Source organism: Nostoc sp. UHCC 0251, from assembly GCF_034932245.1.
In the GTDB taxonomy this organism is placed as follows: Bacteria; Cyanobacteriota; Cyanobacteriia; order Cyanobacteriales; family Nostocaceae; genus Nostoc.
The window spans coordinates 1-13,814 of record NZ_JAYGHD010000389.1 but is presented as its reverse complement, the minus strand read 5'-3'; the positions used below and the strand labels follow the sequence as shown (position 1 = coordinate 13,814).

The 13,814-nt window shown below is 42.9% G+C and carries 16 protein-coding genes, 1 tRNA gene and 1 pseudogene; 5 read left to right on the top strand and 13 right to left on the bottom strand.

What is annotated here, in order from left to right:
* The first annotated feature begins 403 nt into the window (after positions 1–403).
* On the top strand, positions 404–2,008 hold the full coding sequence (locus VB740_RS32550; protein WP_323203954.1) for a serine/threonine-protein kinase: 1,605 nt from the start codon (positions 404–406) through the stop codon (positions 2,006–2,008).
* Between the two features lie 92 nt (positions 2,009–2,100).
* On the opposite strand, the gene VB740_RS32545 is transcribed toward VB740_RS32550, so the two are convergent.
* A complete protein-coding gene (locus tag VB740_RS32545) occupies positions 2,101–3,273 on the bottom strand; it encodes a CapA family protein (RefSeq protein ID WP_323203952.1) in 1,173 nt (390 codons plus the stop codon).
* Between the two features lie 173 nt (positions 3,274–3,446).
* A tRNA-Ser gene (locus tag VB740_RS32540) sits at positions 3,447–3,531 on the bottom strand.
* A 315-nt stretch (positions 3,532–3,846) separates the two neighbouring features.
* Here VB740_RS32540 and VB740_RS32530 point away from each other — a divergent pair.
* On the top strand, positions 3,847–4,287 hold the full coding sequence (locus VB740_RS32530) for a hypothetical protein (RefSeq protein ID WP_323203951.1): 441 nt from the start codon (positions 3,847–3,849) through the stop codon (positions 4,285–4,287).
* 133 nt (positions 4,288–4,420) lie between these two features.
* Complete coding sequence (locus tag VB740_RS32525; protein WP_323203950.1) at positions 4,421–5,425, top strand: 2-hydroxyacid dehydrogenase; 1,005 nt, start codon at positions 4,421–4,423, stop codon at positions 5,423–5,425.
* Between the two features lie 39 nt (positions 5,426–5,464).
* Here the strand turns inward: VB740_RS32525 and VB740_RS32520 are convergent, their stop codons facing one another.
* The 6 genes from VB740_RS32520 to VB740_RS32495 form a co-directional block, all read right to left on the bottom strand.
* The gene (locus VB740_RS32520) at positions 5,465–5,713 is read right to left on the bottom strand and encodes a hypothetical protein (RefSeq protein ID WP_323203949.1); all 249 of its coding nucleotides are present in this window, start codon (positions 5,711–5,713) and stop codon (positions 5,465–5,467) included.
* Between the two features lie 8 nt (positions 5,714–5,721).
* The gene (locus VB740_RS32515) at positions 5,722–6,465 is read right to left on the bottom strand and encodes a M50 family metallopeptidase (RefSeq protein ID WP_323203948.1); all 744 of its coding nucleotides are present in this window, start codon (positions 6,463–6,465) and stop codon (positions 5,722–5,724) included.
* A 353-nt stretch (positions 6,466–6,818) separates the two neighbouring features.
* Positions 6,819–7,679 carry an FHA domain-containing protein gene (locus tag VB740_RS32510; protein WP_323203947.1) on the bottom strand — a complete coding sequence of 287 codons (861 nt, stop codon included), beginning with the start codon at positions 7,677–7,679 and terminating at the stop codon, positions 6,819–6,821.
* A 245-nt stretch (positions 7,680–7,924) separates the two neighbouring features.
* Positions 7,925–8,647 (bottom strand): 6-phosphogluconolactonase, encoded by a 723-nt coding sequence (gene pgl / locus VB740_RS32505; protein WP_323203946.1) that lies wholly within the window; start codon positions 8,645–8,647, stop codon positions 7,925–7,927.
* Between the two features lie 270 nt (positions 8,648–8,917).
* On the bottom strand, positions 8,918–9,661 hold the full coding sequence (gene rph, locus VB740_RS32500; RefSeq protein ID WP_323203945.1) for a ribonuclease PH: 744 nt from the start codon (positions 9,659–9,661) through the stop codon (positions 8,918–8,920).
* Positions 9,662–9,848: 187 nt separating this feature from the next.
* Positions 9,849–10,472: a nucleoside monophosphate kinase gene (locus tag VB740_RS32495; protein WP_323203944.1), complete on the bottom strand. Its 624-nt coding sequence runs from the start codon at positions 10,470–10,472 to the stop codon at positions 9,849–9,851.
* 332 nt (positions 10,473–10,804) lie between these two features.
* Between VB740_RS32495 and VB740_RS32490 the strand changes: the two genes are divergently transcribed.
* Together VB740_RS32490 and dcd are read left to right on the top strand one after the other, a co-directional pair.
* The gene (locus VB740_RS32490) at positions 10,805–11,341 is read left to right on the top strand and encodes a P-loop NTPase family protein (RefSeq protein ID WP_323203943.1); all 537 of its coding nucleotides are present in this window, start codon (positions 10,805–10,807) and stop codon (positions 11,339–11,341) included.
* A 93-nt stretch (positions 11,342–11,434) separates the two neighbouring features.
* Positions 11,435–12,004 (top strand): dCTP deaminase, encoded by a 570-nt coding sequence (gene dcd, locus VB740_RS32485; protein ID WP_323203953.1) that lies wholly within the window; start codon positions 11,435–11,437, stop codon positions 12,002–12,004.
* A gap of 96 nt (positions 12,005–12,100) precedes the next feature.
* Here dcd and VB740_RS32480 read toward each other — a convergent pair whose 3' ends face one another.
* The 5 genes and pseudogenes from VB740_RS32480 to VB740_RS32460 all read right to left on the bottom strand — a co-directional run.
* Entirely contained in the window at positions 12,101–12,436 is a 336-nt protein-coding gene (locus tag VB740_RS32480) for a XisI protein (protein ID WP_323203942.1), read from the bottom strand.
* Positions 12,424–12,840 carry a XisH family protein gene (locus VB740_RS32475; protein ID WP_323203941.1) on the bottom strand — a complete coding sequence of 139 codons (417 nt, stop codon included), beginning with the start codon at positions 12,838–12,840 and terminating at the stop codon, positions 12,424–12,426. Before VB740_RS32475 ends, VB740_RS32480 begins: the two co-directional genes overlap by 13 nt.
* Before the next feature lie 10 nt (positions 12,841–12,850).
* On the bottom strand, positions 12,851–13,066 hold the full coding sequence (locus tag VB740_RS32470) for a DUF5615 family PIN-like protein (protein WP_323203940.1): 216 nt from the start codon (positions 13,064–13,066) through the stop codon (positions 12,851–12,853).
* On the bottom strand, positions 13,050–13,301 hold the full coding sequence (locus VB740_RS32465; protein WP_323203939.1) for a DUF433 domain-containing protein: 252 nt from the start codon (positions 13,299–13,301) through the stop codon (positions 13,050–13,052). Before VB740_RS32465 ends, VB740_RS32470 begins: the two co-directional genes overlap by 17 nt.
* 36 nt (positions 13,302–13,337) lie before the next feature.
* Positions 13,338–13,769 (bottom strand): annotated as a pseudogene (locus VB740_RS32460) (DUF4351 domain-containing protein); the annotation flags it as partial.
* Between the last annotated feature and the right edge of the window lie 45 nt (positions 13,770–13,814).

Sequence of the window (13,814 nt, the reverse complement as noted above, 5' to 3'; positions counted from 1 at the left end):
CGGATTTCATCCTAACGCACCCTACAATACTTAACTTTGTTCAAAAATCAAATAGAAATCCTAAATCATATGTTAAAAATTTTAGGTAATATAGGTTGAGTTGCTCTTTGTAGTTGTAGCAACCAGTATGTAAAGCTGTACTTCCTTACTGAATATCACGGACGTGGGAGACAGCTTGAGCCGGTTTCCTCCTTCAGGATTTCTTGACTCTCGCGTTATCCTATAAAGATAAAACTGTTGTGCTCATGGGGAGGTTTTTCCCGCTTAGGGAATTCCAACAACTAAATCATCCCGTAAGATAGACAAGCGAAAACCCTGCCCAAAAATATGGGAAAATTTTTTGCAAATCCCCCAAGACTCAAAACTCGCTAGTTATCTGCTCACTCAAGACTCAGGACTCTCTATGTTAGCAGGCACAATTTTGCAGGATGGAAAATATACCCTAATTCAAGAAATAGGGCGGGGTGGCTTTGGCATTACGTTTAAAGCTATGCATCACTACTTGGGTCAGGAGGTGGTGATGAAAACCATCAATGAACGGCTGCGACAACATGCTGATTTTGCGAAATTCGAGCGCCAATTCCAAGATGAAGCCAGACGATTAGCTACGTGTATCCACCCAAATATAGTCCGAGTTAGTGACTTTTTTGTGGAAGCTGGACTGCCTTACATGGTGATGGAATACATTCCTGGCGAAACCTTGGGAGACGCATTTGTATTACCAGGGATACCTTTGCCTGAAGCTACAGCAATTCATTACATCCGGCAAATTGGGGCAGCTTTACAGGTAGTGCATAACAATGGTTTGTTACATCGAGATGTCAAACCAGATAATATTATCCTTCGTCAAGGAACCCAGGAAGTAGTACTGATTGATTTTGGCATTGCCAGAGAATTTAATGGCGGCGTCAGGCAGACTCACACAGGTATGGTTTCTGAAGGGTATTCTCCAATTGAGCAGTATTTGACGCAAGCGCCGCGCACACCCGCCACGGATGTTTATGGTTTAGCCGCAACCTTGTATGCACTATTGACAGCACAAGTTCCTATGCCAGCATTATTGCGCGATCGCGAGCAAATGCCTTCTCCTCGTGAACTTCAACCACACTTGAGTGCTTCTGTCAACCAAGCCGTAATGCGCGGTATGGCGGTGGAGTCTCGTTTTCGGCCAGCGACGGTTGCTGAGTGGTTACAACTGCTACCTGGAAATGAGGTGAATATGACACCGCACCACTTAGCCACTTATGCAGTGCCAACCGTCAATTTATCTGCCCAGCAAGCAGCAACTTTAATTGGGCAAACTGCCCAAAATCGCATTCATAAACCATCTGTGTTGGCGCAGCCCAACCCAGGTATCGCCAAAGAAAATGTATTGGCTAAAAAACAGGGGTCATCTAAAATATTTATCGGTATAGGTGTAGCCCTAATTGCTGCTACAGCAGGCTTTGGCATCACTAGCATCTTACCCAAATCTCAGCCGCAGCCAACCGCAAAGCCGCTTTTTGAACAACCAACTCAAGAACCAGCCGCGAAAGTTCCTAACTCAGAGAATGGAGAAGAGACTAACACCACCTCAAGAGGCGAATCAGCACCTGTTTCTAATTCCAAGCCGCGTCGGCGTAATCGTCGTTCTTCCCCGCAAGAAACTCCCAGTAGCCCTACAGGAGAATCACAACGCAGCGATTCAGAGCAATCTACACCTTCACCTAGTGTTTCCCCTACACCCTCGCTAGTAGAGAAACTACGGGCGATCCGTTCCTCTCGTAATGCTTCTCCCGCACCATTACTCAAAAATAACTCACCTGCTTCTAATCAAAATTCTGCTTCCCCTCAACCAGTGATTCCGTCAAATTCTGTCGTTATACCAGCAGCGCCACCGACAGAAACCAAACAGTCAGATCCTTCTGCTGTAGTAGTACCAACACTGGAAAAGCAAAATTCTCCGACTGATAGTCAACCCCAGAATGATCAGCAATTTCAGGAAAAGCTACAAGATGACAATAACTAGTCAATTTTAGATTTTTTCTTCAATCTAAAATTAAACGCCTCTTGCCAATACAAGAGCAGCTTTCTTTCTTGTTTCATCTTTAGCTAAATTACTTATTTAATTTTCTGTACAATAACTTGCCCTTTCTTATCAATCTTCACCGGATTTTTGGGAAAAGCCTGATTATTCAAATAACGCATAAGTTTCACAGTCTGAAAACGCTGATCAATATGAGGGATTCCCAGCCGATCCATCCGAACAGGGATAATTTTACTTGCTACCAAATCTCCCGTCGAGTTGAGTTTAACTTCTAAAATCATAGAGTCACCCGTCTGGGCATTTGTAGATAAAGTTCGATATCCCAAAAAGTTCCCTAAAGAATAGGCAATGATTTTTCCTTTATAGATTTCCATTGCTCTCGGAACATGAGGCCCATGTCCTAATACTAAGTCTGCTCCCGCATCAATCATGTTTCGAGCAAACTTGATCGAATTACCTCGATTTTCTCCATAAAAAAACTCTGTCTGATTCTTAACATGTAGTGCCCCCGTTCCTTCGGCTCCAGCGTGCATTGAGACTAGTACAATGTTGGCCTTTTTTTTAGCTTCTGCGACGAGTGCTTTTGCTGCTCCCAAATTATGGATGGAATTATACATTTCATAAGGAGAAAATCCCACCATTGCCACGGGGATATTGTTAGCTTCTAAATAGAGAATTTGATTTTTATGACCTAATGTTGCAATGCCTACAGCCTCAAGATTTTTCTTTGTATCTTTGAACCCTACCGGGCCGAAGTCCATTGCATGGTTATTCGCCATATTAAACACATTAAAACCAGCCTCAGCAAAGAGCTTGGCATATCCAGGTGGGGAACGAAAAGCAAAGACTTGTCCTCTACTAATATCTTTAGCAGTGTAGGGATAATTAGTTAAGCTACTTTCAAAGTTACCAAACAAGATATCAGATCCTTGCAAATGAGTTCTCACTGATTTTGGTAATAATTGATCTCGAAATCGGGGTAATCTATGGTTAGGGAAATTAGTGCCGGGAATAATATCTCCAACGGCTTTGATAGTAATAGTCTCTGAAAAGGTTTGTTTTTCTGTTGTTAATGGCGTAAGTTCAGGGATAGCTAATGGAAATTGCACAGGCTCAGTAGGTGTAGTAGCAGCGTTTAATCGCTGTGATTGCCCAAGCCGGATAACGACTCCTATACTAATACCCAGATATAAACAGATGCTGATAAAACTAAATGAGAGTACTTTCCCCATGCTGCGATCTGCCATCGTTCACTCCTCACACGATGGCATTAGTTTATCCCAAAAATCTGTATTCTCAGTGTATATTTTAATGTAGTTTGAAAAATATTTGACTAAGTAAGCACGGAAATATAATCACACTTGCTAGCTATCAAGCCAAACAACATCTGTTTGTCCAGTTCTTTAGGAATATTTTTAAACGGAGAGGGGGGGATTCGAACCCCCGTTGGGTTTCCCCAAAACGCATTTCGAGTGCGTCACCATGAACCGCTCGGACACCTCTCCAGCTATTTATTCACACATTTGAATATTCAAATGCAGTGAAGTAAGGGAAATTTTACCATATTCCCTATACTACTATAACATTATTGCTTGATCTGCGTAGCACAATGCTTCGGGAACGCCAACGCCCAAGACCCAGTTGAGGGCTGTGCATCTGCTGTACTGGGATATGTAAGTAAATATTACACCAAGTCTGATGGATTACTGCCTTGGTCAGAACGGTCTGAACCTTTGAAGACGGTTTAGCAAAGATTCTACCACTAAATAAGTGGGCAGAATTAAACATAAGTTGTTGTAAAGTTCTGTAGGAGGCAGCAAATGCGACCGGAAAAAAGTATCTGGCAAGGGAATTTTGGCTACTGGCAAAACAGCTTTATTCACACTAATTTGCTGATAATAGGTTACACAGCATGGAACGGTTTTCAGTCATTTGGGCGAGGAGTTGTAATTTGTGATGTGGATACTCAAGTTACTGATCCTACAATTTCAAGCCTTGATACGGTTCCCTTCACACTCCAATTTCTTCCTTGTGATTTGATTGGGCTTTATTTGCGATCGCAATCAATTAGTTCATCGATGATTTCATCCATTCCCTCAGTAGTTGCAACATACAATCCCCATCAAGATATTTTACTGGTGTTAAAGGCTGATCCTCAGATTGAGGTCAATTTCTTACACCAGCTAAAAATTGCTCCGCCCGATTGCTATGAACAAGTTTGCAAACGTTGGGAAGAATTTCAACCAAACTTAATGCCTTAAAACTTAGCCTCAGTGCAAAAACTAAAATCAGTCTTCAAAGTCGCCGCAGCTACGCTCGTCGTAGACATCGCTTTTGTAACTGCCAAGGTATTATGTAGTCGAACATTATGCAGCATACAGCTTGAGGTTTTGCATGAAAGTAGCAGTCTTCAGTACAAAAGTCTACGATCGGCAGTTTTTGTCAGCTGCAAATTCTCCCACCCAACACGAGTTAGTATTTTTTGAACCCCGTTTAAATCGGGATACAGCTATCCTCGCCGCCGGATTTCCGGCGGTTTGCGTATTTGTGCATGATCAAGTTGACGCGCCAACTTTAGAGCTTCTCGCCTCAGGGGGAACTCGGCTAGTTGTCCTTCGCTGTGCAGGGTTTAACAATGTAGACTTACAAACCGCCGCGGACTTAGGAATTACTGTTGTGCGTGTTCCTGCCTATTCACCCTATGGAGTAGCAGAACATGCCGTGGGATTGATTTTAAGTCTGAATCGCAAAATTCATCGGGCCTATAACCGTGTCCGAGAAAGCAATTTTTCCCTAGATGGACTGTTGGGATTTAATTTGTATGAGCGCACAGTCGGGATTGTCGGCACAGGCAAAATCGGTCTGATTTTAGGACAGATTATGAAGGGGTTTGGTTGTGAATTACTCGCCTATGACGTTTATCGCAATCCAGAATTGGAGGCTCTAGGTGGAAAGTATGTACAACTACCTGAGTTATTTGCCAACTCGGATATTATCTCGCTACATTGCCCCCTGACTCCAGAAACGCATCACTTGATTAACGATGAGGCTATAGAACAAATCAAGTCAGGTGTGATGCTAATTAATACTAGCCGAGGAGCGCTGATTGATACCCAAGCAGTGATTGAGGGATTGAAGTCTGGCAAGATTGGCTATCTCGGTGTTGATGTCTACGAACAAGAATCGGAATTGTTCTTTGAGGATTTGTCTGGCGAAATTATTCAAGATGATATTTTCCAACGTCTGACGACATTTCCCAATGTACTCATTACCGGACATCAAGCCTTTTTTACAGCAGAAGCTCTCCACAATATTGCAGAAACAACTTTTGCTAATATTGCTGATGTTGAACAGGGTCGTCCTTGCCCCAATGAAATTCGCGCTCAACCGTCAGCTTAGTTAATGCTTGGCGATCGCAATTTTAACTAAAATCACCAGTCAATCCTTATCACCAGGCAAATTCTCCATTTCCTCAATAATTAGCGTCTGAAAATCCTCATCACAATGATTATGCAGATGAACCGCAGCAGCTAAAAGTTCTGCGAGAATTTCAGCTTGTTGGTTAACAGTTAAACTAGGTAACTGTAACTGATTAACTAAGACTTGTACTTTTAGGCACTCTGTACTTAATTCAGCAATCAAAATACTGAGGGTTGAATTCGTGACTGCAAGAGGGCGATCGCTCATCTGCATATTCATTTTGAACGATAGGCAACGCGGAGACTTTGGACTAAAATCACCAAAGATGCGATCGCCATTAATCCACCCCAAAACCAGTAAGGTAAAAGCAAATAGCGCTGCATTTGCGCTGTATCAGATAGTCCAAGGGGGCCAGCAGAACTACTAAATAAATAATCAAGTTGATGGAACGTACTCACACAAGCTTGTACACCCAGAAATTGAATAGCAAATCCTTGCGCCCAACGGGGTGCTTTCAGAGCGATACCCAAGATTATTAAACCCAGCAAGGGAATTGCCACCAATCCAAACGGGGAACGCACCCAAATTAATGTGGAAAATAGCAAAAAACTCCCTAATATTTTTAAACAGAGGGTTGCTGCTGTAAAACTGCGGGAAGCCAGAATCAAAGCTGCACCAGCAAGAGGCGGCCCCATTGGGCCTGCTGCTGCAACCATTGCCGGGCCAATTGGCCCCAATGACGACCGGATGCCATAAGTTGCAACACCAGAACCATTGCTAAAAATCTGCAATTTCTGAAACTGTCCCCCTAATAAGACTGCCATTAAGCCATGACCCATTTCATGAAACCAGGTTGCCAGAATTGTAAATGGATATAAGATGTAATCACCTGCTGGTAATTGCCACAGTAAAGCAGTTGCGATCGCTGCTGCAATTAGCCACGTTAGCCCCATGCGTTCAACAACTGGCGGGGCTTCTTTGGTAAGCAAGGTTTCAAAATTTTTGCTTGGTTCCCTCATAGGTCGCTCTATTTTGGATTTTGGATTTTAGCTTTTCTGAAGAATTAAAAATTTAAAATTGACAGTGTATTTTCTCTATCCTAATTTACTTAAACTTATAAGCATTTAAATTACATATAGTCAATAGCTAAAATACCTGCTCCACTTAAGATTTATTTTTTAATATTTAATGCTATTGCTGAACAATGCAACAATTCGCACCTCGAAGCGACGGCTGTCAACTATGGCGTTATCAAAAACAACCTAGTTATCCGTCGCTTATTTGATGCGATTCATTTGTTTTTCCTCCAAAAGGGATGCCGGAGGATGGGCAAAAAATGCCTAGACTGATGTCACAATTGATAGAGAATCAGTTAAGCAAGTTGAAAGAGGAATGTCATTAAGTCTCCTTTACCCAAGCTGATGCGATCGCCTGGTCGCAAGCGATGACGATTCCCTGGTAAAAGCGGCGAATTATTAATGTAGGTGCCATTAGAACTTCCTACATCCTCTACATAATGAGCATCTCCCTCGACGCGAATATCTGCATGAATCCGCGAGACAATTTCTGAATTGGGAAATCCTGAAACATCTATATCTGGGGGAATCCGGTCATTAGGCTTGCCGATATGAATGACAGAGAGATTTTGCGGCAATTCAATTAACCGATCAGTTTGAACGTGGATTAACCGCGCTGTAACTTGCTGCAATTGCGTTCTGGCAACTGTTGCAGTTGGTGCTGGTGCTGCTGGTGGGGTTACTTCGGCTTCAGAGGCTGGCGCTGGTTCCAATGGTGGTGGAGTAGGAATACTTTGACTAGAGACTACGGGTTGAGCTTCAAAAGCTGGTTCTGGGGGGCTGCTTTCTGTAGCAGGTATCTCTGGGGGAGCAGATACCTCTGTTGCTGGTAAAGATGAGATGGGGGGATTAGAGTTAGTAGAACCGGTCATTCCCAAAGCATCTGGTTGTAAAAGTTCTAACAGGGGATCGGGCGGAACTAACGGCGGAACTTCCACAGGAGTATCGGGAGTAACTGTTACAACTGCCGCAGTATGAACGTGTGGAACTCCTGCGGAGTGAAGGTTATAGCCGCACTGACCGCAGAATGCAGCATCTGCCTGCACAGTAGCTCCACAACTGGGACAATTAGTAGTCGCGGGTAACGGTGTATAGCAAGCTTCACACTGGACAGCGCCATCAGGGTTGGGATGATTGCAATTAGGGCAGACGATCATCGATATTTAGCCTTTGTTCAAGATCATCATAAATATAGTTAGGACTGGCAAGCAGAGGGCGGCCCTAGCTTTAGATTCTAGCAATTACTGCCGATTTGATACGGGGAAAAGGAGCAGGGGAGGCAGGGGAGGCAGGGGAGGCAGGGGAGGCAGGGGAGCAGAGGAGAAGTTCAGTAAGTTTTTCTCCTCTGCCCCTCTGCACCTCCGCACCTCTGCCTTTTGTGCCCAATTCCCAATTCCCAAGCTTAATGTTGGAGTTCCAAACCTGCTGCCGCATCTAGCAGCCACCAAAGTTCTCCTTGGGGCTGAATTAAGCGGGATGGATAAGTGAAGTCATCGGCTACAGGTGCAAAGACTTGTGCCAAAGCTGGTCGTTTATTCGCACCAGCAACCAGAAAAATCACACTGCTCGCAGCGTTGATGAAGGGGTATGTGAAAGTTATCCTGGGGTTTCCGTCTTTGTTACCCACAGTAACTAAGCGATCGCGTACTTTGAGAGCCTCTGTGTGGGGAAACAAAGATGCGGTATGTGCATCATCACCCATTCCTAGTAATACTACATCCAATGAGGGAAACTTGACCCCAGAAGAATTAAAAAATCCTTTGAGTTGTTGTTCATACTTAGCAGCAGCTAGTTCTGGATTAGCTTCTAAGGTTGGTACGGCGTGAATGTTAGCTGCTGGGATATCAACACGATCTAGCCACGCACGACGCGTCATCAGTTCATTGCTATCGGGGTGATCTGGTGGTACGTAACGCTCATCCCCCCAGAATATATGAATTTTATCCCAAGGCAGTTTTTGATTTGCGATCGCTTCGTATAACGGCTTAGGTGTACTGCCGCCAGATAAGGCGATGGTAAACCGCCCCCGCTGCTCAATGGCAGTTTCTAATTTGGACAGAATTAATTCTAGCGCCCGTGCAACCAGCGCTGGCTGATCCGGTAGAACTTCAACGGTTTTGTTCATGGCTTCATCATATTGCTGGCTTCTGGCAATACAATACCGAACTTATTACAATCCCCCTTTTTAACTTTTGAAACATTTAACATCATGGATTAAGTAGGCTTGAAAAACTTAGACGCTCTTTATCACCTTTAACGGTAAGTTGTCAGTAGTCAGTCGTACTAACTACTAACTACTTACATAATTATTTTTATTTACACCCAGTTACTTGATACTTTGTTGATTAACCCCACAGAGGATAAATTTATTAATTCTTATTAAAAATTAATAAAACTAATTAATCACAAACAGCGTTTCCCAGTCAGCGATCGCTTCACGTTGGGCGATTAACAATTCCTGAATTCCTTTTTGGGCGACATCTAGCAGTTGATTCAACTGAGTCCGGCTAAAGCTGCCTTCTTCAGCTGTTCCCTGGACTTCAATGATTCCCAAATGTTGGTTCATCACCACATTAAAATCTACTGTTGCAGCTACATCTTCGATATAATTCATATCCAGAAATGCCTCTCCCTCCAGTAATCCCACGGAAACTGCTGCTACCTGTCCACACAGAGGCGATCGCTCCAACACGCCCTCTTGTAACAATTTAGAAATCGCATGAGCCAACGCCACAAACGCGCCTGTAATGGCTGTTGTTCGAGTTCCAGCGTCCGCTTGCAACACATCGGCATCTACAGTTAGCGTGCGTTCTCCCAGCGCCTCAAAATCCACTGCTGCACGTAAGCTACGGCCAATCAGACGTTGAATTTCTTGCGTCCGTCCAGATAATTTCAATAATTCCCTTTGTTGCCGTTGTTGAGTAGCAGATGGTAGCATCCGGTACTCAGCAGTTAGCCAGCCTTTGCCAGTTCCTTCGAGAAACTTAGGAACTCCTTTATTAACGCTAACGGTACAAAGTACTTGAGTATCACCGCATCTTGCGAGAACAGAACCGGGGGCAAAGCGGGTGAAACTGGGGTGAAAGCTGATCGGACGTAGTTCGTAAGGAAGACGACCGTCAGGACGCTGCCAAGCCATTGGAGTTGCCTCAAGTTTTACAATACTGCCTTAAGATTACCTTAGTGTTGCAAATGATCATTTTTGGGGTATTGGGAAAGAGGCAGAGGGGAAAACTCTTCTCCCTTGCTCCCTGCTCCCTGCTCCCTTGCTTCTTCTCCTGCTCCCCCTGCTCCCCCTGCTTCCTCTGCCTCCCCTGCTTCTTTATCTAAGGAACTGAAAGCAGAGTCAAAATATTTTGCAGCACCATATCTGGTGACTGGTCGCCGTTGATGGTTAATAAGCGGCGACGACGGTCGTAATATTCTAGGATGGGAATGGTGCGATCGTAAAATAATTCTACACGCCGTTGCACAATTTCTGGTTGGTCATCTGGTAGCGATCGCCCCAAGGATCGGCTAACCATGACTGCTTCTGGGACTTGGAGATAAATTGCCCAATCTAGCTTTTGCCCTAAATCATCCAATAAAAAATCTAATTCTTCAGCTTGGAAAGCAGTACGGGGATAGCCTTCTAAGACCCAATCGCAATTAATATCTGGTTGTCTGAGGCGAATTCTGATTAGTTCAATGATCATTTCATCCGGAACCAACTCCCCAGTTTCCACGTATGGCCGTGCGTGGTAGCCTAGTTCACTCAGGCTAGCGTAAACCGAAAGAGAAGTCCGAGGATCGGCTTCCAACCATTGGAACTCCGGGAGGAGCTTATCACCAGATATTGCTTCCCGTAAAATCTCACCCGTAGAAACCAAAGGAATATCAAAGTATCTGCAAAGCCTTTCTGCTTGGGTGCTTTTGCCCGATCCTGAACCTCCCAGAATCACCAATCTCACAACAATTAACTCCTCATCTTGTCAAATCCACTACTTGCTAAGTCTGTTTTGCCCAAACAACCGGAAAATCTAACATTTAGCGGTTTTCAGCCGTTACGCCCAGCTTTTTTAAATAATTGGAACTCTAACTCATGTGTTTTAATTTTTACAAGTACTTTCAGAGAAAAAACGAAAATAACTCTTGACTTCAGTACAAACGTAGTGTTTGACTAAGAATGCAATTTGCCAAATCCATCACACCTGTGAAAAACAGATTGATTATACAAGCAGATTTGTAATAAGTACTGTCAGCACAAAACTTTAATTTATTGTAACTTTTTGAACTTCACCCTATGGTTGCCCAACTAGAAACCCCAAGTATAAATTCAACCCTTACCTTACCATATCCAGTTGAAGGGCTAGTACAAGTTTTCACTAGCTCCCATCGCAACTTTTTTACAAGCGTTATGGCTCAAGCACTGAGAATAGCTGGTCAAGGAACGCCAGTATTAATAGTGCAGTTTCTCAAAGGAGGTATTCGTCAAGGACAGGATCGACCGATACAACTAGGACAAAATTTAGATTGGATTCGCTGTGATTTGCCTCGTTGTATTGATACACCACATTTAGATGATGCGGAAAACCAAGCCTTACAAAAGCTATGGCAGTATACACAACAGGTAGTGTGTGAAAGTAAGTATTCTCTCGTTGTCTTAGATGAGTTAAGTTTAGCGATTAACTTTGGTTTAATTCCTGAAACTGAAGTTTTAGCGTTTCTGGCAAAACGCCCTCCGCACATTGATATCATTCTCACAGGACCAGAGATGCCAAAATCACTTCTCGATGTAGCAGATCAAATTACAGAAATCCGCCGGAGTTATAGACCCTAAATCAAAATACTCAGTTCGTGCTAATATATCAAGTCTGTTTGAATTAACGTTAGTAGCGAACTTGTGATTAAGAACGATATCTGGATTACTGAAATGGCTCAACAGGGTTTGATTTCGCCCTTTGAGCCAAGTTTAATCCGAAAAGTACAAAAAGATGAGACTGTAGCGGTTCAACCTGTAATTAGCTACGGTTTATCTTCTTATGGCTATGATATACGCCTTTCCTCGGCTGAGTTCCGCATTTTTCGCCACATTCCCGGAACTGTAGTTGATCCTAAAAACTTTAATCCCCAAAATCTGGAGCCAACAGCACTGCACACAGATGCTAATGGCAGTTACTTTATTTTACCTGCTCATTCCTATGGACTTGGGGTTGCTCTGGAAAAACTGGAAGTTCCTGAGAATATTACTGTAATTTGCATCGGAAAATCTACGTATGCGCGTTGTGGCATAATAGCAAACCTAACGCCTGCTGAAGCCGCATGGCGAGGCCATTTAACTTTGGAATTTTCCAATTCTTCTAGTGCTGACTGTCGCATTTACGCTAATGAAGGCGTGGTGCAATTGCTATTTTTAGAAGGTGAACCCTGTGCTATTAGTTATGAAGCTCGTCGCGGCAAATATCAGGATCAGCTAGAGATTGTTACATTGGCAAAAGTATAATTGAATATTGCTAAATAACTCAATTTAATTCATGTTCCTATTGAACTGTGCGATCGCTCTAAATCATAGCCAAAAATCGGAGTGCGATCGCTTGCTTTATCCCACTGCAAATTCTGTCAGCTTTCGCATATAAAGAGGTTGATAAGCCAGCACTATATCTTGCTTAGGAATACCATACTCCACTAATTCATTAGCCACGCCAACCTCAGTACCATCATACTGAATCCAAATCTTATGATCTCGAATATCTAGGTGAATTAAACAGCCATAAACCCGACGGCGGTTTTCCCAACCTGTATTCACAACTTGATAATGATCCTGTTGTAAATCAAAAATAGTTTGCCGTTCGATTTCACCATAGGCAGGCCTAATTTGAGCGTGACTTGTCAGAACTCGCTGGATGATTTGCCGATACTCAGCTAGCTTATCCATTGTACAATTACCTCATTTTCAGGGTCAAATACTAGCAGTTTCAATTGATATTCATGAATACTCAGTTGTGGCAATTGCCGTGAGAAAAAATCTTCATAAGTTGCTAGCGGAACTGCTAAATAGAGAATTCTCTCCGGTTCCTTCAGTTTTAGCGCTACTCGATAATTTAAACATTGTCCCAAAGCTGTATGAAACTCAGAAACCGCAGAAGGAGCAACAAAACTCTTGATTTCTACAGCAATCAGTTCGTCTTGCTTTTGGGCAGCAATTAACCGTTCTGCACCCAGATCAATTTGTAATTGTCCATCTGCTAAGTCAATAGACAGTGGATCGTGTGTAATTGTCCAGCCATCTTTTTGTAAAGCCAATCTAACTAAATTATGGAAAATATCTCTTGCAGACATTCCTTAAAATTTAAAGTGTAATAACTAGAAAATTTTGCTGATATAGTAAGTTCTTGTCTGACGTAACAAACACATCAAAAGGATGTCTATCTGCTAAAGCCAAAAGTTCCTTATCTTTGACACCACGCCAGCCCATATCTTCTACATTCTGCACTATATGTCCTGCATCTATGAACGGCTTATTCAACTTCTTACTCAGGAGATTTTCATCAAGCAGAATGAGCATAAGTAATCTGCTCCTGATTCAGCATTGCTTTTGCAATCACCTCCAAAACTTGCAACACCTGAGTTTGTAAATGTGGAAAATCTTCTAAAAATTCGGTTAAACCTGCTTCGCCTTCTAGATAGTCAAAAAAAGTCTGCAATGGAACTCGTGTTCCAACAAACACAGGAGTACTACTCATAATATCTGGATTAGAGGAAATAATTCGGCGATCGCATAGAACTTTTTGAATATCCATCGTTCTGGAAAAGTATATATGAGATAGCCTAAACCTTCATCGCCCTTCTAGCCAAACCTGTAAATCGGCCAAACTAGTAAAATCTAATAGTGCTTCACTCAAATCTTCCAGAACAGGCAAAGGTAAACCAGAAATTGAGGAGCGTATTTCTTCAGAAAGTTCCCCAAATCGCTTAGTTAATTGCCGGAGAATAAGGTTAGCTGTTGCTTCCTCACGTCCTTCCTCCCGTCCTTCCTCACGTCCTTCTTCCTTAATTTCTCGGTAAACTCGCGTTTCCTTAAGCGTGATTCCTAACATAGACTCTACCTCCGCTTGAGTTAATTGTTCAAATCTGTACACCATGATCGTCGTTATTAATTCAATTATGGCGCGACTCGATGGTGATCGCATTTCTTGAGTGGTTCTTGTTAACAAATACCGTGCTTCTTCTGGTGCTTGTTCTTCATCCACTGTAGTTAATAAGCTAATCGGCATTTAAATTGCAACATAGTCACTATTGCCTTTGTTTTTTAT

Excerpts from the sequence above, each read along its gene's own strand:
- VB740_RS32465 (WP_323203939.1), bottom strand. The coding sequence starts at position 13,301 with ATGGATATTCAAAAAGTTCTATGCGATCGCCGAATTATTTCCTCTAAT.
- dcd (WP_323203953.1), top strand. The coding sequence starts at position 11,435 with ATGGCTCAACAGGGTTTGATTTCGCCCTTTGAGCCAAGTTTAATCCGA.
- rph (WP_323203945.1), bottom strand. The coding sequence starts at position 9,661 with ATGGCTTGGCAGCGTCCTGACGGTCGTCTTCCTTACGAACTACGTCCG.
- VB740_RS32475 (WP_323203941.1), bottom strand. The coding sequence starts at position 12,840 with ATGTCTGCAAGAGATATTTTCCATAATTTAGTTAGATTGGCTTTACAA.
- VB740_RS32530 (WP_323203951.1), top strand. The coding sequence starts at position 3,847 with ATGCGACCGGAAAAAAGTATCTGGCAAGGGAATTTTGGCTACTGGCAA.
- pgl (WP_323203946.1), bottom strand. The coding sequence starts at position 8,647 with ATGAACAAAACCGTTGAAGTTCTACCGGATCAGCCAGCGCTGGTTGCA.
- VB740_RS32515 (WP_323203948.1), bottom strand. The coding sequence starts at position 6,465 with ATGAGGGAACCAAGCAAAAATTTTGAAACCTTGCTTACCAAAGAAGCC.
- VB740_RS32545 (WP_323203952.1), bottom strand. The coding sequence starts at position 3,273 with ATGGCAGATCGCAGCATGGGGAAAGTACTCTCATTTAGTTTTATCAGC.
- VB740_RS32490 (WP_323203943.1), top strand. The coding sequence starts at position 10,805 with ATGGTTGCCCAACTAGAAACCCCAAGTATAAATTCAACCCTTACCTTA.
- VB740_RS32525 (WP_323203950.1), top strand. The coding sequence starts at position 4,421 with ATGAAAGTAGCAGTCTTCAGTACAAAAGTCTACGATCGGCAGTTTTTG.
- VB740_RS32480 (WP_323203942.1), bottom strand. The coding sequence starts at position 12,436 with ATGGATAAGCTAGCTGAGTATCGGCAAATCATCCAGCGAGTTCTGACA.
- VB740_RS32510 (WP_323203947.1), bottom strand. The coding sequence starts at position 7,679 with ATGATCGTCTGCCCTAATTGCAATCATCCCAACCCTGATGGCGCTGTC.
- VB740_RS32550 (WP_323203954.1), top strand. The coding sequence starts at position 404 with ATGTTAGCAGGCACAATTTTGCAGGATGGAAAATATACCCTAATTCAA.
- VB740_RS32470 (WP_323203940.1), bottom strand. The coding sequence starts at position 13,066 with ATGCTCATTCTGCTTGATGAAAATCTCCTGAGTAAGAAGTTGAATAAG.
- VB740_RS32520 (WP_323203949.1), bottom strand. The coding sequence starts at position 5,713 with ATGAGCGATCGCCCTCTTGCAGTCACGAATTCAACCCTCAGTATTTTG.